The organism is Streptomyces sp. XH2 (assembly GCF_049725035.1).
GTDB classification, from domain to species: Bacteria; Actinomycetota; Actinomycetes; order Streptomycetales; family Streptomycetaceae; genus Streptomyces; species Streptomyces roseoverticillatus.
The window spans coordinates 162,383-187,394 of record NZ_JBMMMZ010000016.1 but is presented as its reverse complement, the minus strand read 5'-3'; the positions used below and the strand labels follow the sequence as shown (position 1 = coordinate 187,394).

Here is a 25,012-nt window from a genome sequence, read left to right as displayed (position 1 = left end):
GATGGTTCCGACACCCCGACCCCGAAGCGCTCTCCGACCGCCAGCTCGGCATTGGACACCTGGGCGACGGGCACTGTGATGGAGCTGCCGGGCGGAAGGGCTGCGTCACGCCGTGCCGCATGCGTGCGTGCGGCGTCCCAAGTGTGGGGCTCACGTGATTGTTCAGGGTGACGGCCGGGCGACCGATTTCTCGGCGACCTGCCGCGCGGCGGCCATGTCCTGGTCGGTCTGCGGGGTGCCACCGCCGTTGACCAGCAGGTACATGGCGGCTTCGGCGGCGACGGTATCGGCGGTGGCGAACTCGGCGACCTGGAACACGGCCCGCGACGTGATCATGTTCTGCCCGACCGGGGTGAGGCCGGAGTGGCGGACGTACGGGCCGTCGTCGGTCGGTTCGACGGTCCTCACGTACTTGGGGTCGACCCAGGACGCCGGCACGCCGAAATCCGCCAGCTTGGGTTACCGCGGTCGGAGAGGATGACGACGCCGGCGGGGATGCCGGTGAGTCAGGAGCGGACGAGCGCGACGCGCTGATCGTCGGTCCAGACCAGACCTTGCCGCGCTGGCATGGCGGGTCGAGGTCGAGGTGTCCGTCGGTGACGTTGCGGACGAGCTCCGCGGCGCGCTGGACGGTGGGCGACAGGGCGGTGTGCACGATGGGCTGGGCGGTCTGGCGGGTCATGCGAGGAACTCCGTTTCGTCGTGCCGCTTCAGCGCTCGGGGTTCTGTGACAGGGACGGTCGGCTGATGTGTTCCAGGGCGGCTACAGCCTGGCGTGGCACCGAGATGGCCCCGTCGATCAGCCGCATGGCGCGCTGGTAGGCGAGCCGCCGTTCGTGCTCGGTGCCACCGTCGTGGAGGGCGGACGCCAGCAGCTTGCGGGCCTGGGCGATCGACTTCTGCTCGGCGGGCGGCAGGTGCTCGATGCCAGAGCGGCGCGCGTGCTCGTCGGCGGCCTTCCACGCGATCTCCAGGGCGGTGACGGCGCGCTGGTAGGCGGCCGCGCCGTCGCTGGTGGTGCGGTCAGCCCGGCGGGCGTCGGCTGCCTCGGTCAGCGCGTGGATGAGCCGCTCGGTGGTGGGCACGGTGACGTCGGCCAGGGCCGGACGGTCCAGGACGGCCAGGAGGTCGCTCTCGTAAGTGCCGTACGCCTCCAGCACCGCGTCGTGCCGGGCCTCGACGGCGCGGCGCCGCGTGAGCTCCGCGCGCTTCCGCTTCCGGCCGCGCTTGACGACCTTGGTCGCCACTGCCACGGCCGCCACCACGGCGATGATGCCGAGCACGGCCCCGACCACGCTGAGCAGGGTGTCCCACGGCAGGTCCATCGGCTCCTGGTGGTCGTCGGGTGCCGGGTTCGGCTTGGCGTCGGAGTCCATGCTGTAGACCCACTTGACGACATGCGGCGCCGCGACAATCACCGCTCCGCCGAGAGCGGGGACGAGAAAATGTGACGCGGGCACGTGCTCGCCGCGGTTATGCAGGACGACCGCCTTGCCCGCACCCATGACGGCGATCAACGTGCCGCCGTAGGCGCAGAGCCACTGCATCCACGCGATGATCTCGTCCACCTGCTCCGCCCCTTTCCTTCGCCGCTGACCGTCGTGGTGCGCGGCGTCTTCACCCGTCGCTCCGGTAGACCTCAAGCTCACGCCGGTCGTCCGATACCAGGGCGTCGGTGGTGCGTGGCTGCTGTGTCTCGGGGTCACGAAGGGACAGTCCGGCCTGTGTGAACGCCGCGTCGATGCCCTGGAGCTGGCGGCGGCGGGTGGCCTCGTCCTCGTCGTCCCAGGAGGCCGTCATCCGTACGGACCGGTCCTTGGGCTGTGACAGGAAGACCGGCACCTCCGCCTCGAACCACGGCACCAAGACGGTGGTGGCGTCCTCCAGGAGGCGCACCCCGGCCAAGACCTTCAAGGCCACGGGACGGCTGTAGGCGTTGGCGGCCCGGGCGGCGATGGTGTTCGCCCCCGCGCCCTCGTGATGGTCTGCCAGCATGGCCTCGGCGAGTCGTTCCTTGGCGCGGAAGACCGCCATGGCCGCCGGGGTGGTGAAGTCCTTGCCGGCGGAGCTCGGCATCGGCCATCCGGCCTCGGCGCACAGGTCGATCAGTGGGAGCTCACCACGTTGCCAAGCCGCTGTCGCTGAGAGATGGCCGGCCACATCCTGCACGCTGACCCAGGTCAGGCCCTCATGCTGCAGGTCTGTGAGGAGGTCCTGGAGGTCGTTGAGCATCCGCCGGGGGATGGTGCGCTCCTTGACGACGAGTGTGCCGTTCTCGACTTCTCGCCGCTTACGCCTGGGACCGAACTGCCAGTCGGACATGGAGGGCCTCCATAGAAGATCTCGGCAACGACTTCGACCCTACCGGTCAAAATCTTGACTGGTCAAGATTTTGACCAGTAGGGAGTGCGACCCCGCTTCGACCGGCAGATGAACGGTGTTGACGCCTATGGCTAGGCGGCGGCCGATGGGGTGGGCGCCATGAACGGCCCCGACCGGCACCCCGATTCAGATCAGCGCCGTTCGACGACCAGCGTCAGCGTGCCAGCGCGGGCAGCGAGCCCGACACGGCCCGCTCGACGCGCGAGCATCCGAGCAGGCAATCACTCGTTGCTAATCTCGGTTATCAACTGTACTTTGGGTGTGCGGCCGAGGTGACGCCTCCTCCCTTTCCGCGGCCCCGCCGCACCCTCCGCATCAAGGAAGCGCGCCATGGCGCCGGTTGCCTCCGCCAGCTACGCGAACCATCACAAGTCCGGCACGCACTCAGCTGAACCACCCTCGGCGAGATCCTGACACCGACGGTGCCTTCGGCCGGCGTCACCTCCGGCCGGTACACCACCCGAGGAAGCGCCGCCGAGCTCGGCGTCACCAGCGCCCAGGTCACCGAACAGATCATGCGCCCTCATCGAACTTCACCGGGGCGGCTCCGGCGCTGTGCCGAGCCCGCCACAGCCTGACAGGCGTGCGCACAGCCGTTCGCCCCCGACTCGCCCCCAGGAAGAGCATTCCCTTGAACATCACCGCCCCCAGCACCGAAGAGCAGCAGATCTGGTACCTGGCCACGTTGGGCCGCCCAGCGCTGCTGCGGCATCTGGCCTCGACCGACGTCCCGCCCGCGGCCGTCCTCATCCACGACCCTCTCGACTGCCCGCACTGGGCCGTGCTTGCATTCGGCTGCCTCGCGCCCCAGGCGAAGCGCGCTGTTCAGTCGGCCCTGCGCCCGCTCGCCGACGCCCGGTCCTTCTGCGTCACCCTCACCATCGACGACACCCCCGTTCACCACACCGGCATCGTGCCCGTCCTCGCCGAGGAGACCACAGGGGCCGTCACGGGCCAGTACGCCGAATTGATGCTGCTGGAGCACGGCGGCCTGGCGAACAAGGCTGCCTTCCGTCTCTCCCGCATGCCGACGGACAAGGGCTGGATCATCGACGCGGACTTCCAGCCCAGCGGCACGCCCGCCGCACAGCGGCCCTTCGGCTCCGCCCGAGGCGGCCGCAACCGCGCCGTGCTCCCCCCGGTCGCCGCCGAGCTCAACCGCCTCGCCGCGCAGGTTGAACGGAGTGCGCTGTGACGCCGTACGGCATTCCGCCCGCCGCAATGCGCCGCTTCCTGGTACCCGAAGACGGGCGGGAGCACGCCCGCGCCATCGCCGACGCCGCGCATACCTGGTGGGTGGCTCATCGGGGCGCTTCCAGCGACCGCGCCATCGCGGTCGGGTCCCTGGCAGGGCTGGCCCTGTCAGCTCCCAGCCGGCCCAACGGCCCCGACTACGGCCCGCTGCTGATCCCGCTCAGCGACGAAGGCCTGGTGGACGCACTGAGAGCGAGCTGGAATTCCTTCTGGACCTACGATCCCGACCTCGCCGAAGCCGCACGCCCCCTGCACGAATGGCTCTCTCACCCGAGCGAGGACGACATCCGGGGCCTTGCCGACTACGCCCGCATCCTTGTGCGGGCAGGACTGCTGGAGTACTGCTCGGACACGGCCCGCGCCGAGTCGGACGACATCCTTGGCCTGCTGATCACCCGGATGCGCTCATACGCCGAGCGCCAGAGCACGGGTGAGTTCTTTACCCCCGCGGTGGCCGCAGACCACGCAGGGGAGACCACGCTCGCAACGGACCGAGAACCCGGCGGCCTGTTCCTCGAGCCCGCCGCCGGCACCGGCACGATGGCCCGGGCCGCCGCCGCGACCATGCGGGCCTACGGCATCGACCCCGCCAGCTATCAGTGGTGGCTCAATGACGTCGATCCCCTCAATGCGGCCTGTTGCGCGGTCAACGCCCAGCTGTGGAGGCTCGGGCGGCAGGTGACAGTCTCCAGCGGCGACGCCCTTCGACAGCCCCGGATACTGGAGAAGCAGATACACGAGCGCGCCAAGCGGGCAATCGCCCGGCAGAAGGAACAGCCGGTGCTCTACCCGACTCGAACCCGCCCTCCCTACTGGCCAATCTGAAGCCCCGCTGGCCAGGCCTCCCACCGGTGCGGCGGCCGCGCGTCACGGAGGTATCGGTGCGCCCCTCGTCCAGCGACCTTGCGTGCACAAGGGGCGCCGGCGGTATGGGTCAGCAGGGTTCCGGGCGGTGACCTGGCCAGGGAGCGCAGGCGGCCGGACTCGCGGATGGATCTACAGTTCGGAGACACCGAAGATCCGTTGCATTTCACGATCCTTGCATGTATCTTCATTGTGTCACCCGGCGCGGAGTACCCCGGGTCGTCTACCCGAACTCCACTTTCTTTAGGCGAGGTTTGCCATGTTTCCGCATCAGCCCAGCGTGACCGACTCCGAGCTGCTGGCAAGCGCGGCGGCCGCCACCAAGCGGCTGCCCCCGGCTCCCAGTGAATTCACCATCCTCACGGCACTTCAGTACCGCCTGTACCAGGAGCTTCACGCTGCCGCGGGGAAGGCGGTCCGCCCGGGCGCGCGCCCCTCAGCCTTCGCACGGCTGTCACGAGCGATTGAGGCTGTCCTCGATCGCTCTGAGGAGCTCCGCGTTCTCTGCCAGGCTTACGCCCACCTGGCGAAGGCGGCACTGGAGGATCCGCGCGTGGCCGATGAGTTGCTCGCGCGGTCCGGCGTGCAGCACGGGCCGGGCGCCTCATTCCTGAAGCGCCTGCTCCGGTTCGCGGCGGCCGACGCCCGGCTCAGCAACGTCCAGAAGCTCGTCGCCGACTTTCTGGGCACTGCGAACGAAGAGACCGTGCGTGCGGTCCTGGCCCAGGTGGCGGGCATGGAGTGGGCGCTTGACCCTGAAGACGCCCACCGGATCATGCCCATGGACGCATCCGGGGCATCCGGGGCCGCCGACGAGCCTCTGGACGAAGCGGACCGGTTCCGTGTGCTACTCAGCCTGGACGCCGAGCAGGGCAAACCTTCCGGCCAGTGCCTCACCATGACCGAGAGCGTGGCCTGGGACATGCCGGACTGGTCCCGTATCCGGAACTGGCGGCGGCGCTACGTCGCGGCGCACAGGCGGAGCGTCGACTGGGCCTTGACGAAGGCCAGCGTGTACCGCAAGGCGCGTGAGCCGCTGGCGCCCTACCAGCATCCTGGGGGCCTGGAGGAGGGGGTGGTGACCCAGCTCCGGCAGGAGGCAGACCGTGCGGAGTCCGCTCGGCTGTGGCAGATCGCCGATTCCTTGGCTCAGATGACGCTGCGCCGGGTACAGCGGCGCGCCGACCGGGCTACGACGCCTTTCGACTCGCGCCATCTGCCTTCATCCCGGGGGATGCTGTTCCTGGATACGCCTTTCGTGTTGCCTACCGGCCGTCGCATCGTCGGATACGTGTGGGGTCCTTGGAGCCCGGGGGCGGAAGAGGGGTGGCTGCGCCTGGGGGGCGGCCAGAAGCTGGAGCCGCTGGAGATGCCGTCGGATGACACGACCTGGACCTGGGTGACTCCGCTGACGTGTGATCAGTCGTTGCTGTCGCTGCCGTTCTCGCCCTACAGCACGCTGTTGCTGCGCCCGGGCGACGTTCTGGAGCCGGAGACCCGGCTGCGGGACCCGGAGAACCCTGACCGGTACCGGAGCGGATCGGACCGCCTGGGTCGCCATGAGCTGATGACTCGGCATGTGCGCAGCCTCTGGGAACTGCTGACACAGCACAAGCGGTCCTCTGTGCGAGTTCTCGCCATGGAGGTTCACGAGGCCAAGCCGCGCGAGCAGCGTTCCGACCGGCGCAGGGGGATCACCGACTCGGGCCACGTCACGAACGTGTGGGTCGACCCGGACGCGGGGGAGCGCCACCGGGCGCAGCGGCGCAAGGCGAGCGCGACCGGGCACCGTTGGACGGTGCGGACCTGGCGGGAAGAGCACGAGCGGGACCAGTGCCCGAACTCCCATGAGCATGCGGCCCGCAAGGCGGCGGGCGGTTGCCCGCACTACGAGATCACCATTCCGGAGCACGTCATGGGTCCGGCAGGGGCGCCGTGGTCCGACCGGATGCGTCGTGGCCTGAGCCGTGGCTCCAGCGCGGACGAACGCGCTTAACCACACCCTCGATATTGCACATCTCTATTTTCAAATGTAGTTTACGTATTGCTGGCGGTCCGGGTGCCTCTCTCCCCGGCCGCCCCCCTTCCTCACGCCCCGTCACCTGAGCACGGGGCACCAAGAATCGATCGCTAACCGGGGTCTTCTCATGTCCGATTTCTGTCCCACTCGCACCAACCCGCACCGGTTCTGCCGTCCGCTGCACACGGTCTTCGGCGTGGCGATGCTGTTCGCCGTAGCCGGACTCATCCTTGAGCAGCCGGTGATGTTCCTGTTCGTGATGGCGTTCGGCGTCCTTGGCGCGGCCGTCTTCCGCTTGGTCAACCACGGCAAGTCGGCTGCCGAGGTCGCCCGGCAGGACGAGGACGCCCAAGGGCCGGAGCTCGTGCCCCGCCGTGCCTGGGGACGCGTCGCCGTCGCCCTGGACGGGCTGCTGGTTGTGTCCGCGTTCATTGTCTGGATTGCCCTTCTGGGCAACTCCAGCGGCGCATTCGTCCCGCGAGGGTCCGCATCCGACTACGCAGCGGTGGCGATCGGTCTCGCGCTTGCTGTTACGCACACCTACGCCCACCGCGCGGCCGTCCGCCCCGCTGTCGGCAAGCCCGTGAATTCCTAGGAACGTCCCCCCACGGCCTCCCAGCGGCTGCCAGCCGCGCCCCCTTGGGGCGCGGCGCAGGCCCCGGAAGACACCGCCCCAGCCACGGCCGGCCATGCCCGCAGGGCTCGGTACGCCGGCGGTTCCGGCCGGCGCGGGCCGCCGGCTCCCCTACGCCGCGGTCCCGAGCCGCCCCTGCCCACTGCCCCGCGCCGGGGGCAACTCCCCGCCATCGACGCGTGCTCACCACGACTCCGTCCCCCGCCTCCGTCCGCAAATGCAACAGGACCCTCAATGTTCTACTCGCCTCTCTCCGACGCCTCCCACACCTCGCCCGGGCCCGGCTCCCCCACCCCTATCCCGCGCCCGGCCTCAGCCGGCATTGCCGCTTCGCACCCGGCCGACGTCGTGTCCGATCCCGGCTTGCCCGACGTCATGGACAGCGAGGGCGGCGCGCCGGTGGCCGCACCGTGCCCGCTCACCGAGGCCGAGCGGCAGCACGCCCGCGCGGTCGCACGGCATGCTGCGGCTCGGGAGCTCGGGGATGCGCACTCGGAGAAGATCGCTGCCGGTTACGAGGCGCTTGACCAGGTGCGGCGCTGGCATTTGCCCAGGTCCGTGGAGGACGAAGGCTGGGCCTTCGTGCACGGTGGTGAGGAGGACAGTCACGCGATCTGGGCCCGCGTGCACCGTGCTTACTGGGTCCAGGACAGCGCCCGGGCCACGGTGGCGAGGGTGCAGGCGGCCCTGGGCCTGCCGGTGGACGAGATCGATCTGCTGACCGATGAGCAGCGCGACGCATACATCGCGGGGCTGACCGACGAGGAGCGTGCGGAGCTTGCCGGGCCGTGGCCGGTCGAGTGGCTCTACAGCCCCAAGGCCGGCGCCCCTATTCGAATCGTCAATCTGTTCGCCGGTCCCGGCGGCTGGTGCGAGGGCATTACCCGCGTGCTGGGCGAGCCGGTGGATATGGTCGGCGTGGACTTCTCCGCCGCCGCGTGCGCCACCGCAGTGGCAGCCGGGTACCGACGGATCTGTGCGTCCGTCACGGAGCTGGACCCCACGCACCCCGCGCTGCGGTATGTGGTCGCGGTCATCCTCTCGCCGCCGTGTCAGACTCTCTCCCCTGGCGGGAAGCTGGCAGGTCTGGCCGAAGCGGCCATGCAGATCGTCGAGGACGTGATCAGCGAGGCCGGGGCGGCCGCAGGGTTCATCATGGTCGACGATGCCGGCGACGGCATGGAGGGCTATGCCCCGCCCACCGGCGCCACGTGGGACGAAGTCCGTGCTCCGCTGGCAGCCCTGAAAGACCAGCGGACCGGGCTCATGGCTGAGGCGGTGATCTGGCCGCTCGCGTTGCAGGCGAAGTTCGGCAACATCCGCTGGGTTGCCATGGAGCAGTCCTCGAACCTGCTCAAGTCCCCGGCCGCCCAGTACGTCGTCGAGGCGATCAGCAGCGAGTTCTACGGCGCCGGCTGGGAGTACGCGAAATTCGAGCTGGTCGACGCGGTCACCTACGGCCTCGCCTCCAGGAAGAACCGTACCTTCCTCGTGTGCATGCGCTACACCAGGCCGTTCATCAGCCACCAGCCCAGCGAGCCGTTCCCCGTCACGACCTGGGCGGCCTGCATGGGCTGGGAGAAGGGCCACAAGGTGATCACCCGCGGTGTGCGCGGCATCAACCCGAACACCGGACGGCCCAAGGGCGGCAACGCCTTCTCCGCGGACGCGCCCGGGACGACCGTGACCGGCACCGCGTACGGATGGGCGCGCGAGGCGGACGGCCTCAAGCACTCCCACGCCGACCTCGGCCGCGCCGCAGGGTTCCGCTCCGACTACCCGTGGACCCACGTCGGCCGCGGTGAGGGCATCCGCAACAAAACCCAGCTCATTGCCGACACAGTGAGCCCGGCGGTATCGGCGGCATGGATCGGACACATCCTCGGACGCGTGTGGGAACCGCAGACCCGCGCCTACGTGCACAAGCTCTACCGCCTTGAGGGCCCTGGCTGCGCCGCCACCCCGGCAGTGAAGGAACGTATCGCAGCGTGGTTCCGCAAGTTCGGAGGACATCGGGTACAGGATGCGGCGCTGATGCGCAGGGATCAGAGCGTCGTCAAGGCGGTGCTCCTCGCAGCCGGGCAGGGACCGCTTCCCGGCCGCCTTGCCATCGGTGCCGCCCCGGTCCGTCTGGCCATCGAAGCAGCTCCCCGCCGTCTCCAGCTCGAAGCCGCCCCGCGGAACACGGCCGTCGAGGCCGTACCGGGCAACCATCCGTCGCCCCGGCATCCGGCCAGCCAGGAGGGCCCGCAGCAGCTCGTTCTGGCGATCTAACGGCAAGCCGGCGTGGTGCCCGGCCGTTGCCTGACATCGGGGTTCGTTGCGGATTCCGATCCTCGCATGTAATCTAATTCTAGACGGGCCCTTTCGGTGCTCCTGTCAGACTCAAGTCGCCGCCGGGGTGCCCCCCTTACGCCCTGGCCCCATCCAAAGGAACGCCCCGATGCGCATGCTGGTGCTGGCCGACGACCCCGCCGCCTTCCTCTTGACGCCCCGGCCCGCCCCGGGCGACGCGGACTGCGAGTACGAGCCGCTGCCGCCCGGCCTGACCCTCAATGACGCCGTGCTGCTTCGCGCACACCAAGTGCGCGCCGGTGACCTTGTTGTCGCCGAATTCTCCGAGGACCGGGGAGCGGGCCGCGTCGCCGCCCACATCCCGGCCCCCTATCCCGCGGACCCGCACTTCCTCTCCGCCTGCCCGTGCGATGGATGCGAGGAGTGTGAGGACTTCGACGCGTCCGGCTTCGCCGACCCGCAGACCGCGATCGACCGCGACGCCCGCTGGCTCTGCCTGGCCCCCTCCGTGGACGGCGAGCCGTGCGCCGTCGCCTTCCGCAATGCGCCGCTCGCCGTCATCCCCGCCGCCACCGCCCAGGCCCGCACCGGCCAGCCCACCGCGTAACCCCCCTGGCGGGGCCCCGGCCCCGGCTCGCCCGCAGCGTCCCCGCTTCCTGGAGCTCCCCCTTGAACACCGCAGACCCCACCCCGCGCCGCACCCCCGAGCAGGTCACCGCGCACCACCTGGCCGTGATCGGCAAGGCCGTCGAGCACCTCGACAGCACCGACCGACACACCCTCCTCGAACAGCTCGCGAAGACCACCATCCGCGACCACTTCAAGACCAACCCGGAAGCACTGGCCGACCTGCTCCGCTCGGTCACCGCCGACTCTACGGCCGGCCGGCGCTACAGCGCCTTCTCCGGCTCCGCCGGCCTCCTGCTCGCCGCAGGGAAGAACCTGCCCCAGTAGGAACGGCGCCCGCCGCCCGGCGGGCAGCCCCTCCCCACACCCCATGACCATGTGAAAGCCAGGAGCCCGATCACCATGAGCAGCCCTGTGCCGAGGACCGGCAAGAGGAAGCGCCGCAAGGTCAAGAACGCCCGGACCGGCACCGTCGGAAGCAAGATCCTGCCGGGCCGCTACAGCGACGAGGGCGAGAAAGGGCCCTGGTTCCGGCGCCTGGTCCGCCGCCGCGAGGCCTGTCAGTGGCGCAGCGAGCTGGCGGTGACCGACCGGCCGTCTTCCAGGCCTGCAGAAGGAGAAGCCCACCCGTGACCACGCTGGACCCCCTGACCCCCCTCACCCCGGGCAGTCACCTCTCCCTTGCCAGCGGCACGCTCGTCGTCCTGGTTGGCATCCCCGGCTGCGGCAAGTCGAGCTTCGCCGCCCGCTACCCCGCCAGCTGGCGGGTGTGCCTGGACGAGTACCGCCTGGCAGCGACCGACGACATGGCCGACCAGTCCGCCACCCCTGTCGCCGTCCAGATCCAGACCCTGCTCCTGGACGCCCGCCTCGCCCGCGGCCGCACCACCGTCGTGGACTCCACCAACGTCCTCCCCCATGTCCGGGCCCGCCTGCTGGCGCGCGCCCGCTACTGGCACCGCCCCACCCTCGCGGTCCTGTTCGACGTGCCGCTCACCATGGCGAAGGCACACAATGCCGCGCGGGAACGCGTCGTGCCCAGCCACGTGTTGCACGACCTACACGCCCAGATGCCCACCGCCGGCCAACTGCTTGCTGAGGGCTTTACCACCGTGCACCTGGCCTCCGCGCTCGCACCGGCTGGCGCCTAACGCCCCTGACGTTGCATATCTCTATATCTACGTGTACTGTCACCACCTGTCGGGTCGCCATCGGCATCCACTCTCCACGCGGCCCGCCCTCTCACCCTTCGCTCATCCAGACCCAGGAGACAGCCATGCCCACTCCCGCCCTGACCCGTACGGCCGGACATCGCGTCCCCGGCCAGCGGGCGCGCCAGACCCGCCAGCGGCTTGTGAGCGTGGCGATCGAACTGCTCGCCGAGAACCCCTACCGCAGCATCACCGTGGTACAGATCGCCCGTGCGGCGGGCATCTCCCCCGCGGCCTTCTACCAGTACTTCGAGAGCATCGACGACGTTGTCCTTGACGCCGTCGAGGCGGTGGCCGACAAGACGGCCGAGGGGCTCGCCGACTTCGCCGACGGCTCCTGGTCTTCGGAGGGGCCGTTTGGCGCCTCCCGGCTTGTCGACGCCGTGCTGGACGTCTGGAGCGACCACCAGGTGGTCATGCGCGTCCTCACGGCCGCCGCAGCCGAGAACGATCCTCGCTTCGTCGAGGCGTACCGCCTTGTCACACAGCCCGTACTCCGCGCGCTCATGTCTGCTGCCGAGCCGAGCGTCCCGTCCCCTGATGCGCGCGCCGCGCTGACTCACGGCCTCGTGACCATGCTCGCCGCAGCGGCCGGGCACCAGGGCGCTGCTTCCATTGACAGCCGCGAGAAGTGGGCGCGGCGCGAGGGGCTTGCGCACATCGTGTACGCCTCGGTGACCACCGCGTATTAGGGCGTCTCGCCTTGCCGGGACACGGCGCCCGGGGCGGCCCCCCCCCCCCGCCGGCGCCGGCCGCTGTCCCCCGGCACCGGGCGGCCGCCCGTTCCTCCGCTCACGGGATGCGGCCCACCGCCATGAACCGGCTCATCCCTTCTGTTTGCGAAAGGCCCATGATGACCGACCAGTTCACTTATCGCCATGCCCGTGCCGACCTCGTCTTCACCTGGGACGGCGGCTGTCAGATCAAGATCCGCGCGGGCCGTACCTGCCCCGGGTGGAGCGTCGTCCCTGACCGTTTCGATATCCGCGAACCCGAACTGTGGCGCACCGACCTTCTGCCGGAGGCCGAACGTCCCAAGTTTCCCCGAGACTTCGACGTCGTGATGGTCCCCGCCACGCAGGAAGCCTTCGAAGAGGTGTGCAATGCCTGGTGGGAAGGCCGTGACATCCCCACCGGCCGCGACTTCGCCAGGAACCCGATGTTGATCAAGGGCATGAGCGGACACTCCCTGTGCGCTTTCGATGTCCGCTACACCGGCGGGGCATCCATCGAGGCGAGCCCGGCCGGACTCGGCGACTGGCGACCCATCGTTGACCTCGCCGCCGACGGGCACACTGCCAGTGATGTCACCGCGACGTGGCTGATGGGCCGCGTCGACGGCTGGATCATCGGCGTGTTCGAGCGGCTGGGCGTCGTCACACCGCAGGGCGCCCCGGACCCGACCCGGTACGGCTGGGACTCGCACGACCAGATCATGAGGTGGACCACCGGTCACCTGCCCGCGATGGTCTCCGCCTCCAACCCCAGTGCCGCTTGGCGGACCTGGTTCCACAGCCAGGTCCGCGACCTCTGGGCCCTCCCCGACGGCCCCGAGGCGTGGCGCAACGCCGGAATCCCCGTCCAGTACGTCAGCAACTGCCGGCCGTTGACGTACGAGCGTGAGACGGCCGACGGCATGCGTTGGAATTTCGTGTGGTGCGGCCAGCCGTATGCCTACGTGTACAGCCCCGACAGCGACCGCCCGGTCGCGATCGAAGCCGACTGCCGCTTCCTGGAGCGCCCCGGCGACGCTGCCGACGGCCCGGTACTGGCGTGGTTCAAGCAACAGGCCGACGCATGGATCGCTGCCCGTGACGCTCAACCTGGCACCCGCCCGTAGGCGGCCAGTCCAGCTAAGCCCTCGCTGACACCGTCAGCACCCGCGTCCAGCACTTGACCGGCCAACCCCTCGCTCAGGATCCCCTCCCGCCCGCCTCCGATAGGGGTCTCGTTGCCAGCGGGGGACCGGCGTAGATGTGCTCGTGGTGGTGGCCCGGTCAGCGAGTCGCTGCGCAGTTCGCCAGCAACTTCTCCAGAACGGGCCCACCCTACTCAGCATGCCGACGACCTCGCCTTGGGCCTGCGCTCGCGCACTGCTATCCGGCTTCCTGCGACGGCGCGGTGTCTCGGCCGGGTAATGACGGTCTGTTCTGCCCCTGGGGGATCCGGTTCCGCCGCTACAATGCCTGTGCACCATCGGGCAACCGCGCCGCGCCCGGTCCCGCAACTCCGACGCCCACACCGCCGGGGGGACCGCAGACGTCTGAGACTCGCGCGAGCGACTTCGTCATGGCCTCATCCACTCTTGGACCGGCCAGCGCGTGTGGGGTAGCAGGCCGATCAAGGACGTGAGACCGTCATGACCAACCCCCGCAAGCGCCAGCTCGACCGCGCCGTGCGCGCCTACCAGCGGGAACACCCGGGAACCACCCTGGAAGAGGCCCGAAGGGCCGTCGCTGCGGACTCGGGCCGGCAGCAGGGCCTCCCCGCCCGGATCCCCGCCGCTCCCATGCCCCGCCCCGCCGAATCGCTGGCCGGCTACGTCCAGCGCGTCGCCGCCGCAGTCGGGGTCCAGCGGCACCGAGCCATGGAACTGCTCGGCCTCGAACCCGGTACCTCGGCCACTCAGCGCCTGGACGAGCTCACCGCCCACCTGCCCGACCGCACCGTCCGGGCCCTGCGCGCGGCCACCGGCATGACCGCCGCCCAGGCCCGCGGCCTGACTGCTCCGTCCACCGCCGCCACCACCAAGGCCACGGATCGGGAGGCACTGACGCGGCACCTGCTGGACAGCAAGATGGTCCTGCCCGGCGGGAAGGGCAAGACCCGCACAGAGGGGCCCGCGCTGGCCCGCCTCCTGGCCGCGGAAACCCAGCGGCCCCTCCTGATCGACACGGAGCCGCCCCGCAGCCTCGACTGGCCCGGCCCGGCGCTCACACACACCGTTCTCATCGACCTCCCGTGGCTGGCGGATGGCCAGACGCCTCCCGCAGATCCAGAACTCGTGGACGAGATCCTGAAAGAGCTCGGCATCACCCCGGGCCCACAGGGCCGGCCAGCCGAGTAGCCGGGGCCGAGCCGAAGGTCTGGGTCGCGGTGACCGTACGGGCACCGGCCACTCCTGGGGAGAGTCTTCGACGCTTCATGCCTTGCCGAGGAGGAGAGGGTTCTCGGGCGAGTCCAGCCACACGTGGTGCTCCCCGCCAGTGGTGATGGTCAGCCCGTAGCGAGTGATCTCCGGGCGCCCTTGATCACCCCACCACGAGCGGGCCGCCAGGACCTCGTCCCACAGCGACCGCGGGCCCTGCTGGAGAACGGCGTCTGCCTCATCCCAGCCGACGCAGCACACCGAGGCGAACGAGTCTTCGCCGTCCCACAGCAGGATGCGGTGGTCGTCTTCGCCGATGGTGCGCTGCATCGTCAAGCCGGGCACCAGCTGGCCGATAGCGAAGTCAGCGGTCCAATCACCATCGAGGATCTTGCCGGGGTCGGCAGGGGACGCGGACAGCCGTTCCTGGCCATCGCGTGGTGGCCGGCCACCCGGCGGGCGGTGGGAGCGCAGCCACATGTAGGCGGCCGTGTGCACGAACCGCCCCTCAGCGCTACCGTCCGGACCGACCGTCAGGCGCAGGAGCCCGCTGTTGGAGAACAGCGTCCCGAACGGAGTCAGGATGATCCCGCCGGGGCGGACCTGTTCCCGCCACGCCCGCGGAATGCGCCGGGCTGACGCGGTGCAGATCAGGCGGTCGTACGGCGCACAGCCAGCGAAACCGTCCTCGCCGTCACCGCAGATGACCCGAGCTGTGTACCCGGTGGTACCCAGGTTGTACTCGGCCTGCTCGGCCAGCCTCTTGTCGACCTCGATCGTGACGACGTTCCCGGGCCCAGCGCGTTCTTCCAAGAGCGCAGTGTTCACGCCTGACCCGGCGCCGATGTCGAGCACCTTGTGGCCGGGTTCCAGGTCGAGGAATCCGAGCTTGATGCAGACAATGTCCAGCGCGGACACCGACGAGGTCGCAGCCCCGCGGACGGGGCCATCGGTGGTGAGCGGGGTGTGCTCGTCGTCGTTGATCTGGGTCACGACCGCCTTCACGGGGTCGTAGACGGCCTTCGCCCATGCTTCCGGGTCGGTTCTGTAGGACAGGACGCGGTAGCCGTCCTTGGTCCACTCCCAGACGTCGCGCGGGATGAACCGCTCGCGCTCTACCTTCAACACGGCCGCGCGCGCCCAGGGGGCGCGGTCGAAGCAGCCGCTCTTGGCCAGCTCGTCCACGCATGCGGTGCGGAGCGAGGCGAAGTCCGGTTCGGTCACTTCGTGTTGTCCTTGCGGTGGTCGCCGTTCCCGGGCGGAGTGCTGCCGTCCGACGTCGGCTCGCCGTTGCCCTTCCCGCCGTGCTTGTCGGGGTCCCAGTCTTCCTGCGGCGCCTTCCCCCCGGAATGCCTGCCCACGATGGTGCCCCTCTCGTGTCGGTGAGACGACGGACGAACCGCAGTCTGGCGCAGCCGTTGCCAGCGCCGAAAGATGACCGGGCCCCGGAACCTTGGATTGACCGTCAATCCTCCGTCGTTTTCGGGAGTCGGGAGACGGACGGCGTGCGGGCCCAGTGCCGGCCGGAGGCGTTTTGGCATGATCCCTCTCGACCGAGAATCCGGTACCTGCCATGGGGGGAACCATGCCTACGCCGTCGTCCCTGCGCCGAGCCCTTCCGGCCGTGCTGCTCTCCGCATCCCTGCTGATCTCCGGCTGCGCCGGCTCCGACAGCCAGCCCGACTCCGCCGGCGCGGCCGACCCGGGGAGTAGTTCCCCGGCGGGCCCGCCTTCGTCCGCGCTGCCCGACGGCATCGTCAAGCCGGGTTCGGCGCAGCCGGTGGCCGGCGGGGCGTGGACGGTGACGCTGCAGGGTCTCGAGCGTCTGCCGGCCGAGACGTCCCGGGACGTGCCCGCCGGGTCCAGCGCCTACGCGGCGCGGCTGACGGTGGCGAACCAGCGATCGCGTATCGCGACGGCACCGCGGACCGAGCTGACCGCCCGCTACGGGGCGCTCGGGCGCCAGGCCGGGCCCATGGCAGGTGCCGCAGCGGCCCAGGCGAAGCCGGGGGCTGCTGCCCCGGTGCGGGTCGGGCCGAATGCCTCGGTTACCCAGGAGGTGCGGCTGGTGTTCCCGGACCAGGCCCAGGGCCAGCCGGTCACCGTGACGGTGGAGGCTACGCCGGAGGGCCTGGCCCAGCCGGAGCTCCTCTTCTTCGAAAGCCCGCTGCCGGGCCGGCCGGCCGCATCCCCTGAGCCGCAGGGGCCTGAGGGAGCCGGCGACCGGCAGGGCGCCACGCCGCTGGGACAGTGGCACGGCGGGCTGCGCCTGTCCACGGTCTCCGTGACCGGGGAAGGGGAAGAGCGGACCGCGCACCTGGAGCTGAGCGTGGCCAATCGCGGCGGCGACCCCCTGCGCGGACTCGGCACCACGCTGCGCGTCCTGACCGGCCGGGACCTGCACCTGGCCGCCACCGTCCACCCGGTATACGGCTACCACGACGCCGCGATCGCACCGCACCGTACCGCCACCCAGGCCGTCACCTTCCGGGTTCCGCAGTCCGCTGTCGGCGGCCCGGTGACCATCGAGGCTGTCGGCGTGGACGGCTCCCGTTCCGCCTTCGAGGGCAAGCTCGGCTGACCTTGTGGCTGGCGAGTCGGGACGTTGACGCCGAAGCCGGGACAACGCGGTTCTGCGGCACCGAAGATGGATGCGGCCGGGCCTTCGCTCTGCCGACACCCCAACACATTGGCCATCGGGATTCCGCTCGCCCCTTTGACGTCTCACCTGAACCCGTCCGGGATCCGCCCCGGGAATCTCGGGGCGGAGTGTCACACCGGCGGTGGTCTTTCCACCTGTAGGAGGTGACGGCGCTTCTTTCGATACGAACAGGAACTTCGCCATGGCCCCTCCTCGTCTCCTGGCCGCCGGCCTCGTGTTCGCCGGCGTGCTGGCCTGCTCCGCCTGCGCTCCGTTCGCGGCCTCGCCCTCCAGCGCGCAGGCAGCGCCCGCTGTGGCTCAGCTGGACGCGCTGCCGGTGCGCCCCCATACGTCCCTGGCCGGATACAGCCGCGAGGCCTTCGGGCCGGCCTGGAGCGACAACGGCACGGTTGAGCTGTCACACAACCACTGCCCGACCCGCGAGGACATCCTGGCCAGGGATCTGGACCGGGTCGTCCGCGACATGGACGGGTGCACCGTCCTCGCTGGCGTCCTGCACGACCGGTACACGGGTAAGACCGTCAACTTCCAGCGAGGCCCGCGCACCTCCCTCGTCGTACAGATTGACCACATCGTGCCGCTCGGCCTGGCGTGGCAGACCGGGGCCCGGGAGCTGACCGCCGAGCAGCGACTGAACCTCGCGAACGACCCCGAGAACCTGGTGGCCGCCGACGGCTCAACGAATGCCGCCAAGGGTGCCAAGGACGCCTCCGAGTGGCTGCCGCCGCGCAGCGACGCCCTGTGCTGGTACGCCTCGGCCCAGGTGCGGGTCAAGGCCAAGTACCGGCTGTCGGTCTCTTCCGCGGAGGAGTCGGCGCTGCGCCAGGTGCTGCAGTCCTGCCCGTCCTCCGGCCAGGGCGCGGAGGGCAGGCGGTGACGGCGGGCGCGCCCGTGCCGTTCGACGGCGACGAGGTGGTCTGGATCGACGCCCTGCGGGAGACGGCACGGCGCTACCACGCGGCGACGGAACCTGGGCAGCCGATCAACCATGCGGCTGTTGCCGAGCTGCGGCTCGTACGGGAACGCACACGTCATGGATGGTTTCGCTGGGAGGCCGTCGCCTCGCCTGCTTCGTCCGGCGGCGCGGCCGGCCTGCTGCGGGAAGCAGGCGTCCTCGACCCCACCCTGGGCATCACCGGAGGGTGGGCCTGCCGTGCCGTGTGGGGATGCCAGCCGCCCACGTTTGTGCTGAGCTTGGGCATCGGCCTTCTTCGGCCGGTCTCTGCGGCGCGTGCCGCCGCGTTCACCGTCGCCACGATCGCTGCTTTGCAGCCCGCGAAGTCGGTACTGCCGGGGCCGCCCGGCCTCATCGCGGCCGCGCTGTTCGGCATCGCCATGGCCCAAGGTGTTCCGGTGGGTCTCCGGCAGGCCACCCGCCATCGTGTCCGGATCGTGGCTGACAACGCGGCGTACGCCCCGGTCTTCTTCCAGCTGCTGGCGCATGAGCAGCAACTGCGCGCCCTGGCCCGGGGTAGCGGACGGGACGAGCTGATCCGCGCCGCGGCGATGCTCCCCAGGCTCCTGTGGGACGCGGCCGGCCTAGTGCCTCTCGCTGAGGACGACGACCAGGCCCGGGAGCTCCTACTCGGCTACGAGGAGTCGCTGGCCATCCTCGTCGACCAAGCAGTCGAGGTCGACCGCGAAGAGGCCGCGCTGGAGACGGCGATCCGTCACGAGCACCCCGTGCCCGTGACGGTCGCCGAGACGCCTGCGCTGCCGGACGGTCTGCTGCCCCTCGCTTCGCTCGACGAGGCCGGGCGGGAGCTGCAGGAACTACGCCAGGGTCTGCGCCACGCCCGCACTGTCCTGGGCGGCGGAGACGACAACGGGACCAACCGCAACGCGACGGGAGACGGACATGCACGGTGAACAGACACGACAGCGGCCGACGCGGTGGCGGGAGGCCCACCCGGAAGCCTTCGAGGAGCTCAAGCGCACCTACGGAGTGATCGGACACAGCAGCGTGCTGATGGTGCTGAGCCTGAGCCTGATCGGAACGGCACTGACCATCGGCTACTTGCATCTGCCGGGGTGGCTGGAGCCGGCGGTGCGCCTGGCCGCGAGCGTGGCCGCGGTCGGCTGCGCCGCGGTTGCCTTGTGGCGGCTGATCCGGGGGTTGTGGCGGGCGGTCCGGGCGGTCGTTCGTACGCGTCGTCCGTCGCCGCAGCTTTCGTAACGATGGGGAGCACGGGCGCAAGCTGGGTTCTGCACCGGCGAAACTCGCGGATGCGAGAGGATTCAGACCCGCATCGCACAAAGTCGCCGGAGGAGTACCGCAGCATGCCCAACAGCGCCTCCCAATCCACGTCCGTCGTCGCTGCCGAGGACGACCTGCTCGATCTCATCCGCAAGCATGTGGAACTCCACGACCGTGGCTACGCCGTCCGCCCGGAATGGGCCTATCAGAGCTCGGCTCACCTGCTGCTCGCCCTTGGGCGCAGATTCGCCCCTGCGCCGCCCCCAGAGGACCTGGTCGGTATGCCTGACCGGCTCTGCTATGGCAATTCCGCCCGCTATGCCACCGCCCATCAGGAAGACGGCATGGTGTACGCCGAGGGCTTCGCTCTGATCAACGCGGGCGGGGCCGAGTTCCACCTCCCACACGCATGGGTCGTCCGCCCCGATGGGAGCGTCCTCGACCCGACCTGGGACGACAGTCCTGGTCGGGCCTACATAGGCGTTCCCGTCGCTGACCCAACGCTGTGGCCCGTCGACGGAGGCGGGCTGTTCGCGGACTTCGGGAAGACCTTGCCACTGCTGCGCGACGGGTTCCCGGCGAACGCGATCGCCGATGTCGGCCGCCCGCTGATCTCGGAAGCGCCCTCATAGGCAGCATCCACTGGAACGGTCCTGGGCAGAGGGTACGAATTTGGCGCCGGAAGGGTGGACCGTCGCGGATCCGCAGGGCTCACTACTGCCCTATGACGGTCTCCGGGAGCGGCCCCGCCGTTCGGCTCTGGGGTTAGAAGCTGTGACGCATCCTCGCTCTGAGTAGTTCGGCCGGGTCGGGAGGCCCGAGGGATGCCCTGGGCGGTGAGCTCACCCACCTCGATACGCATCAGCAGCTCTCGCTGCCTGCGGTCTGTCGGCGGTCCTCAAGGAGGCTAACCGGGACGCGGCGGAAACGTGCCGTAGAGACCCGGGGCGACGTCGATCAGGCCCTTTCCCAGGGACATCGAGGGCGAGGTCCAGGCGGTGGAGGGCATGGTCCCGGGGTTTCGAGGCCGTTTTCGCGCAGGTGCTCGCCGAGCCAGTCGATGCTGTCAGAACTGCCGGGTTTGATCAGTACAGTGCAGGCTCGCTCGCGCGGCGAGTGGAGCGTGAACTTCCTGGTGCGCCCCGGTGATACTGCCGCACACCCCTGGTTGGACGTGTCGTGGATCAAAAGCCGGGAGAGATTCCCCAGTGCTTACGCGCGGCTACCGCCGCCACACCATTCAGGAGGTCACCATCAACACTGTCCGTCGCACTGCCGCCGCCGTCGCCGCGGGCGTTGTGCTCGCTCTGGGAAGCGTGGCCAGCGCCACGCCCGCGCAGGCCGATGTCAAGAGCACTCTGTGCGATATCACGGCGGCCGCCCTCCCCGACATCGTTCCCGCTACGTGCACTCCGTCAGCGGGCGGGTGACAGCTCCCCAGCCGGAATCGTCACCGCAAGAGGCCAGGCCCCTGACGGCTTTCAGCCGGTGTGGCCTGGCGGGACCACCACCGCCTCGGCGGAGGCATTCCGCAAGCGCGAAGCACAACAGCCCGGACGCGTTCCGAGCGCCCCCGGATGGAGCGATGTCACAGGCCATTGAGCCGACGCATCGGGGAGAGAGGCGTTTTGACCATACTCGAGGAGGTTCTTTGTGAGGCTGCTTCCCACAAGGCGGTCACGGTGCGCGGCACTGGTCTCCGCGGTGGCGGCTGTGTCCCTGCTGACGGTACCGGGTTCCGCATCGGCGGCCCTGGCCCCCGTCGTCACGACGTTCGACTCACCTGGTAACCACTCCTTCACGGTGCCGGACGGCGTCAGCCGCATCCATGTAGTGGCGGTGGGCGGCGGGGGCGGCGGCGGGGGCGGGGGCGGCAACAACGGTGGTGTCCTCAGCGGTGCCGGCGGCGGGGGCGGCGGCGGCGGGGCGGGGGCGTCGTGCGTGGCCACCGTCAAGGGCGGAGACAAGCTCAAGATCGTCGTCGGCCAGGGCGGCTGGGGAGGCCCGGGCGGAGAGGGCAAGTACGACAACGGCGGACCCGGCAACAATGGGACCGACTCCGGTGTCGCCGTGGACCAGAGCTGGCCGGAGCTTGTGGCGATTGCCCGGCATGGCGGGCATGGGCAGGGCGGCGAAGCGTCGGGACACTGGCAAAGCGGGAACGGAGGGCACCCCGGGGCAGGCGGCAGCGGGCCGAGAAGCGTGTGCCACGGCACCGATCGTGTCCTCACATCTGGCCAGGACGGCAGGCGCGGTCAGCACGGCTACCGCAACAAACCGGGACGGGGCGGTACGGGAGGTTCGGTGCCGGTGCACTACTGCTCCTACTTGGCCGGGCAGGGCGGTGAAGGTGGCAATGGGGCAGGCAACAATTACGCAGGAGACGGACAGCAAAGTTCTTCCTCGGCCGGCCGGGCCGGGGGGAATGGCTGCGTGGCCCTGACCTACACCACATCAAGGTGATGCTGCTCATGAAGCCGGGGTAGGGCATCGGCATGGAGCCGGGCGACCCAGCGCGCCGGCTCCGTATCGCCCACTACCTCAAGGCCGAGCCCTTCTCCGTTTATGGCCGGCTGGTCCTGCCGCCTGTCCACGGGCCCAGCCGCTCCGGCGAGTACGCGCGGCAAGCGGGTGGGCAGGGAAAACGCTGTGCACCGCCCACAGTCGTTGTCGCGCGGGCCGCCCGGTCACCGGGGTGCGGGAGCGAGGCGGACACTCCAAGGGCGCAGACGGATCCTCGGCAGCGGCGAAGCCAGTGCGGGTGGTGGGGGCTTGGGCTCGCGCCAGGAAGCCACGGGTTTGGTCAGGCGGCGTGTCATCAACGCCATAGTGGTCCAGGCCAGGTGGGCTTCGGCATGTTGGGGTAAACGCTCATAGTCGCGGCAATTCCGGCGAGCCCTCATAATCCATGAAATTGACCGCTCTACCACCCACCTCTTGGGCAGGAGCACGAACCCCTTGGCCTTGGGCCGGTTGACGGTCTTGAGGGTGAGGCGGAGGCGGTCTTTGGCCCAGGTGACCAGTTCCCCGCCGTAGGCGGAGTCCGCCCAGACCAGGGTCACCTCGGGGTGAGCCAAGCGAAGCCGGAAGAGGAAGTCGCGGGCGGCGTGCGCGTCGTGGAGGCTGGCCGGGGTGACCATCGTCATCACGGGCAGGCCGCGGGTGTCCACGGCCAGGTGCCGCTTGCGACCCGTCGCCTTCTTCCCCGCGTCGTAGCCGGACGTCGCCCGGGGGACGGTAGCGTCCGCTTTGACCGTCTGGGAGTCCACGATCACGGTCACCGACCGTGGGTTCTTCCCCTCCCGTACCCTCACGCGCTCGTGGAGCTCGGCGCAGATCCGGGCGGTCACCCCGGCGGCGTGCCATTTGCGAAACCACCGGTAGCACGTGCGCCAGGGAGGCAAGTCGCATGGGACCGCGCGCCACTGGCAGCCCGTCCGGTTGACATACCGGATCCCGTCCAGTGCGCCGTGAGGCGCCCTGTCATATCCCCGGTCCAGCCGGGAGGAACTTGAAGGGAGGTTCTTGGGTCCAATGGCTTACCTGGATCCGAAAGGTGAAGGGGACCGCAGCATGCCAGGAAAGCGATGGCCGGGTCCAGGCGTTCGGGACGGTGCATCGCGGGACCCGTGCGATATGGCGAAAGCTGAACTGCCTGAACCCCAATCTCCAGGAGACTAAAAATTGAGTCCACCGGAAAAGCGCCTGAAACCGGTGCCGCACTCTGCGTCGAGGTAGTGGATGACTCGATGCAACCTTCAGAGTGTGGAGCGATGCCCAGTGAGGGCATTCAAGGAGATGAGTGGGGCGCCTAAGTCGCGCTATCACGTATGACAGGGACGAACACGGGATCGCCTAAGGGGTGAGAACCCTAGGGCGACGGAGGCCCCGTAGTAGTCGCCGGCGTCACGACCGGCCAAGGAGGATGGGAAGACCATCCGCAGGGCGAAGGGGGCCAGGTGATCGGACACGCGGAAACCGGGAGGTATGCGTAATGCAGAACGCCGAAACGGTGCTGAGTGTCCTCCGTGAGCGCGGCAGACGTGGTCTGCCGTGCGATGAGCTGTATCGACAGTTGTTCAACCCGCAGCTGTATCTGATGGCCTACGGACGTCTGTACTCCAACAAGGGGGCGATGACGCCTGGGGCCACCGGGGAGACCGTGGACGGCATGTCGCTGGGCAAGATCGAGCGCATCATCGATGCTCTCCGCCACGAGCGGTACCGGTGGAGCCCAGCCAGGAGGGTCTACATCCCGAAGAAGCGGGGCAGCGCGAAGCTGCGTCCGCTTGGCCTGCCGCCGTGGTCGGACAAGCTCGTCGGTGAAGTGGTGCGATTGCTCCTTGAGGCGTACTACGAGCCGACGTTCTCCGACTCCTCACACGGTTTCCGTCCCCGACGGGGGTGCCACACCGCTCTGCGAGATGTGGTGAACACCTGGAAAGGGACGGTCTGGTTCGTCGAAGGAGACATTGCCCAGTGCTTCGACCGGCTTGACCACTCGGTCATGCTTGGGATTCTGGGCGAGAAGATCCAAGACAACCGGTTCCTGCGGCTGATGCGGAACATGCTCCAAGCCGGATACATGGAGGACTGGGTCTGGAATGCCACGTTGAGCGGCAGTCCGCAAGGCGGAGTCGTATCCCCGATCCTGTCCAACATCTACCTGCACAAGTTGGATGAGTTCGTCGAGAAGGTTCTGATTCCGGAATACACCCGAGGAAGGGTGAAGGCCCGAAACCCGGCCTATCCCCGCACGTGGGAGCGGCTTCGCCGGGCTCGCATGCGAGGTGACCGGGTGTCGGCTCGCGAGCTACGTAAGCAGCTCTGGAGCATGCCTTCTCAGAATCCTCAAGATCCTGAGTATCGGCGACTGCGGTATGTCCGCTATGCCGATGACACTTTGCTCGGGTTTGTCGGGCCGAAGGCCGAGGCCGAGGAGATCAAAGAGCGTCTCGCCGAGTTCCTTCAGGCGACCCTGAAACTGGAACTCTCGCGGGAGAAAACGCTCGTCACGCATGCCAGAACCAAGGCGGCGAAGTTTCTCGGCTACGAGATCACCGCACGGTACAACGACCGTAAGATCACCCGTGGACGGCGAGCTGTCAATGGGACGATCGGTCTGCATGTACCCCGTTCGGTGGTATCGGCGAAGGCCGCTCCGTACATGCAACGCGGCAAACCCGCGTATCGGTCCAAACTGGTGAACGAGGACGACCGCGTCATCGTCAGCACCTACGGGGCCGAGTACAGGGGCATCGTCCAGTACTACCTGCTGGCTGGAGACGTCTTTCGGCTCTACCGGTTGCAGTGGGTGATGGAGACCTCGATGTTGATGACGTTGGCAGCCAAGCACCGCTCGTCGGTGGCGAAGATGGCCCGGAAGTACAAGGCCAAGACCGTCACTCCGTACGGGCTCCGCACGTGCTTCGAGGCCCGCGTCGAACGCAGCGGGAGGAAACCGCTGGTCGCGCGGTTCGGCGGCATTCCACTGAGACGGCAGGAGAAAGCGGTTCTGACCGACCGTCAAGCACCACCGGTGTCCATCCGACGGAGGCAGCTGGTCCACCGGCTCCTCGCCGGGCGGTGCGAGTGGTGCGGGCGAACAGGCGCGATGGAAGTTCATCACGTCGCCAAGCTCGCCGACCTCGGTAAGCCGGGACCTGATCGTCCTGAATGGGTCGGACTGATGGCGAAACGGCGCCGCAAGACCCTCGTGACCTGCAAGCCATGTCACGAGGAAATCCACAGCCGGACTCAGTGATCACGGGGTAGTCA

The 25,012-nt window shown here is 69.3% G+C and carries 25 protein-coding genes; 19 read left to right on the top strand and 6 right to left on the bottom strand.

The window, feature by feature from the left end; all coding sequences use genetic code 11:
* Positions 1 to 162 precede the first annotated feature (162 nt).
* The 3 genes from ACOTKD_RS31070 to ACOTKD_RS31060 all read right to left on the bottom strand — a co-directional run bounded on the left by ACOTKD_RS31070 (position 163) and on the right by ACOTKD_RS31060 (position 2,322).
* Complete coding sequence (locus ACOTKD_RS31070; RefSeq protein ID WP_424892338.1) at positions 163 to 438, bottom strand: hypothetical protein; 276 nt, start codon at positions 436 to 438, stop codon at positions 163 to 165.
* Between the two features lie 272 nt (positions 439 to 710).
* Positions 711 to 1,568 (bottom strand): hypothetical protein, encoded by an 858-nt coding sequence (locus ACOTKD_RS31065; RefSeq protein WP_424892337.1) that lies wholly within the window; start codon positions 1,566 to 1,568, stop codon positions 711 to 713.
* Between the two features lie 49 nt (positions 1,569 to 1,617).
* Complete coding sequence (locus ACOTKD_RS31060; RefSeq protein ID WP_424892336.1) at positions 1,618 to 2,322, bottom strand: hypothetical protein; 705 nt, start codon at positions 2,320 to 2,322, stop codon at positions 1,618 to 1,620.
* Positions 2,323 to 3,013: 691 nt separating this feature from the next.
* On the opposite strand from ACOTKD_RS31060, the gene ACOTKD_RS31055 reads away from it, so the two are divergent.
* The 12 genes from ACOTKD_RS31055 (at position 3,014) to ACOTKD_RS31000 (ending at position 14,354) form a co-directional block, all read left to right on the top strand.
* A complete protein-coding gene (locus tag ACOTKD_RS31055) occupies positions 3,014 to 3,577 on the top strand; it encodes a hypothetical protein (protein WP_424892335.1) in 564 nt (187 codons plus the stop codon).
* Positions 3,574 to 4,461, top strand: a complete 888-nt coding sequence (locus ACOTKD_RS31050; protein ID WP_424892334.1) for a hypothetical protein — start codon at positions 3,574 to 3,576, stop codon at positions 4,459 to 4,461. Before ACOTKD_RS31055 ends, ACOTKD_RS31050 begins: the two co-directional genes overlap by 4 nt.
* Before the next feature lie 319 nt (positions 4,462 to 4,780).
* Entirely contained in the window at positions 4,781 to 6,496 is a 1,716-nt protein-coding gene (locus ACOTKD_RS31045; protein ID WP_424892333.1) for a hypothetical protein, read from the top strand.
* Positions 6,497 to 6,716: 220 nt separating this feature from the next.
* Complete coding sequence (locus ACOTKD_RS31040) at positions 6,717 to 7,115, top strand: hypothetical protein (protein WP_424892332.1); 399 nt, start codon at positions 6,717 to 6,719, stop codon at positions 7,113 to 7,115.
* A gap of 402 nt (positions 7,116 to 7,517) precedes the next feature.
* Entirely contained in the window at positions 7,518 to 9,428 is a 1,911-nt protein-coding gene (locus tag ACOTKD_RS31035; RefSeq protein WP_424892331.1) for a hypothetical protein, read from the top strand.
* A gap of 169 nt (positions 9,429 to 9,597) precedes the next feature.
* The gene (locus ACOTKD_RS31030; RefSeq protein ID WP_424892330.1) at positions 9,598 to 10,056 is read left to right on the top strand and encodes a hypothetical protein; all 459 of its coding nucleotides are present in this window, start codon (positions 9,598 to 9,600) and stop codon (positions 10,054 to 10,056) included.
* 62 nt (positions 10,057 to 10,118) lie between these two features.
* Complete coding sequence (locus ACOTKD_RS31025) at positions 10,119 to 10,403, top strand: hypothetical protein (protein WP_424892329.1); 285 nt, start codon at positions 10,119 to 10,121, stop codon at positions 10,401 to 10,403.
* A gap of 75 nt (positions 10,404 to 10,478) precedes the next feature.
* Positions 10,479 to 10,709, top strand: coding sequence for a hypothetical protein (locus tag ACOTKD_RS31020; RefSeq protein ID WP_424892328.1), 231 nt, complete (start codon positions 10,479 to 10,481; stop codon positions 10,707 to 10,709).
* Positions 10,706 to 11,227, top strand: coding sequence for an AAA family ATPase (locus tag ACOTKD_RS31015; RefSeq protein WP_424892327.1), 522 nt, complete (start codon positions 10,706 to 10,708; stop codon positions 11,225 to 11,227). The genes ACOTKD_RS31020 and ACOTKD_RS31015 overlap by 4 nt, the downstream gene beginning before the upstream one ends.
* Before the next feature lie 125 nt (positions 11,228 to 11,352).
* On the top strand, positions 11,353 to 11,979 hold the full coding sequence (locus ACOTKD_RS31010; protein ID WP_424892326.1) for a TetR/AcrR family transcriptional regulator: 627 nt from the start codon (positions 11,353 to 11,355) through the stop codon (positions 11,977 to 11,979).
* A gap of 158 nt (positions 11,980 to 12,137) precedes the next feature.
* Entirely contained in the window at positions 12,138 to 13,127 is a 990-nt protein-coding gene (locus tag ACOTKD_RS31005; protein ID WP_424892325.1) for a hypothetical protein, read from the top strand.
* Positions 13,128 to 13,646: 519 nt separating this feature from the next.
* The gene (locus ACOTKD_RS31000) at positions 13,647 to 14,354 is read left to right on the top strand and encodes a TniQ family protein (RefSeq protein ID WP_424892324.1); all 708 of its coding nucleotides are present in this window, start codon (positions 13,647 to 13,649) and stop codon (positions 14,352 to 14,354) included.
* A gap of 75 nt (positions 14,355 to 14,429) precedes the next feature.
* On the opposite strand, the gene ACOTKD_RS30995 is transcribed toward ACOTKD_RS31000, so the two are convergent.
* Together ACOTKD_RS30995 and ACOTKD_RS30990 are read right to left on the bottom strand one after the other, a co-directional pair.
* Positions 14,430 to 15,599 (bottom strand): methyltransferase domain-containing protein, encoded by a 1,170-nt coding sequence (locus tag ACOTKD_RS30995; protein WP_424892323.1) that lies wholly within the window; start codon positions 15,597 to 15,599, stop codon positions 14,430 to 14,432.
* Positions 15,596 to 15,736, bottom strand: a complete 141-nt coding sequence (locus ACOTKD_RS30990) for a hypothetical protein (protein WP_424892322.1) — start codon at positions 15,734 to 15,736, stop codon at positions 15,596 to 15,598. The genes ACOTKD_RS30995 and ACOTKD_RS30990 overlap by 4 nt, the downstream gene beginning before the upstream one ends.
* A 224-nt stretch (positions 15,737 to 15,960) precedes the next feature.
* On the opposite strand from ACOTKD_RS30990, the gene ACOTKD_RS30985 reads away from it, so the two are divergent.
* The 6 genes from ACOTKD_RS30985 to ACOTKD_RS30960 all read left to right on the top strand — a co-directional run bounded on the left by ACOTKD_RS30985 (position 15,961) and on the right by ACOTKD_RS30960 (position 21,697).
* Positions 15,961 to 16,956 carry a hypothetical protein gene (locus tag ACOTKD_RS30985; RefSeq protein ID WP_424892321.1) on the top strand — a complete coding sequence of 332 codons (996 nt, stop codon included), beginning with the start codon at positions 15,961 to 15,963 and terminating at the stop codon, positions 16,954 to 16,956.
* A gap of 262 nt (positions 16,957 to 17,218) precedes the next feature.
* Positions 17,219 to 17,914, top strand: a complete 696-nt coding sequence (locus tag ACOTKD_RS30980; RefSeq protein WP_424892320.1) for an HNH endonuclease family protein — start codon at positions 17,219 to 17,221, stop codon at positions 17,912 to 17,914.
* Positions 17,911 to 18,906, top strand: a complete 996-nt coding sequence (locus tag ACOTKD_RS30975; protein WP_424892319.1) for a hypothetical protein — start codon at positions 17,911 to 17,913, stop codon at positions 18,904 to 18,906. The genes ACOTKD_RS30980 and ACOTKD_RS30975 overlap by 4 nt, the downstream gene beginning before the upstream one ends.
* Complete coding sequence (locus ACOTKD_RS30970) at positions 18,896 to 19,213, top strand: hypothetical protein (protein ID WP_424892318.1); 318 nt, start codon at positions 18,896 to 18,898, stop codon at positions 19,211 to 19,213. Before ACOTKD_RS30975 ends, ACOTKD_RS30970 begins: the two co-directional genes overlap by 11 nt.
* Positions 19,214 to 19,317: 104 nt before the next feature.
* Positions 19,318 to 19,866, top strand: coding sequence for a hypothetical protein (locus ACOTKD_RS30965; protein ID WP_424892317.1), 549 nt, complete (start codon positions 19,318 to 19,320; stop codon positions 19,864 to 19,866).
* Positions 19,867 to 20,947: 1,081 nt separating this feature from the next.
* The gene (locus ACOTKD_RS30960) at positions 20,948 to 21,697 is read left to right on the top strand and encodes a hypothetical protein (RefSeq protein ID WP_424892316.1); all 750 of its coding nucleotides are present in this window, start codon (positions 20,948 to 20,950) and stop codon (positions 21,695 to 21,697) included.
* A 224-nt stretch (positions 21,698 to 21,921) separates the two neighbouring features.
* Here ACOTKD_RS30960 and ACOTKD_RS30955 read toward each other — a convergent pair whose 3' ends face one another.
* A complete protein-coding gene (locus ACOTKD_RS30955) occupies positions 21,922 to 22,734 on the bottom strand; it encodes an IS5 family transposase (RefSeq protein ID WP_424892409.1) in 813 nt (270 codons plus the stop codon).
* Between the two features lie 494 nt (positions 22,735 to 23,228).
* On the opposite strand from ACOTKD_RS30955, the gene ACOTKD_RS30950 reads away from it, so the two are divergent.
* On the top strand, positions 23,229 to 24,998 hold the full coding sequence (locus ACOTKD_RS30950) for a reverse transcriptase domain-containing protein (protein ID WP_424892315.1): 1,770 nt from the start codon (positions 23,229 to 23,231) through the stop codon (positions 24,996 to 24,998).
* The last annotated feature ends 14 nt before the right edge of the window (positions 24,999 to 25,012 follow it).

What these genes read in the sequence shown, in the direction of transcription:
- ACOTKD_RS30965 (WP_424892317.1), top strand. Translation starts at nt 19,318, where the DNA reads ATGCCCAACAGCGCCTCCCAATCCACGTCCGTCGTCGCTGCCGAGGAC.
- ACOTKD_RS31020 (WP_424892328.1), top strand. Translation starts at nt 10,479, where the DNA reads ATGAGCAGCCCTGTGCCGAGGACCGGCAAGAGGAAGCGCCGCAAGGTC.
- ACOTKD_RS31030 (WP_424892330.1), top strand. Translation starts at nt 9,598, where the DNA reads ATGCGCATGCTGGTGCTGGCCGACGACCCCGCCGCCTTCCTCTTGACG.
- ACOTKD_RS30950 (WP_424892315.1), top strand. Translation starts at nt 23,229, where the DNA reads ATGCAGAACGCCGAAACGGTGCTGAGTGTCCTCCGTGAGCGCGGCAGA.
- ACOTKD_RS31060 (WP_424892336.1), bottom strand. Translation starts at nt 2,322, where the DNA reads ATGTCCGACTGGCAGTTCGGTCCCAGGCGTAAGCGGCGAGAAGTCGAG.
- ACOTKD_RS30985 (WP_424892321.1), top strand. Translation starts at nt 15,961, where the DNA reads ATGCCTACGCCGTCGTCCCTGCGCCGAGCCCTTCCGGCCGTGCTGCTC.
- ACOTKD_RS31000 (WP_424892324.1), top strand. Translation starts at nt 13,647, where the DNA reads ATGACCAACCCCCGCAAGCGCCAGCTCGACCGCGCCGTGCGCGCCTAC.
- ACOTKD_RS31010 (WP_424892326.1), top strand. Translation starts at nt 11,353, where the DNA reads ATGCCCACTCCCGCCCTGACCCGTACGGCCGGACATCGCGTCCCCGGC.
- ACOTKD_RS31005 (WP_424892325.1), top strand. Translation starts at nt 12,138, where the DNA reads ATGATGACCGACCAGTTCACTTATCGCCATGCCCGTGCCGACCTCGTC.
- ACOTKD_RS30980 (WP_424892320.1), top strand. Translation starts at nt 17,219, where the DNA reads ATGGCCCCTCCTCGTCTCCTGGCCGCCGGCCTCGTGTTCGCCGGCGTG.
- ACOTKD_RS30970 (WP_424892318.1), top strand. Translation starts at nt 18,896, where the DNA reads ATGCACGGTGAACAGACACGACAGCGGCCGACGCGGTGGCGGGAGGCC.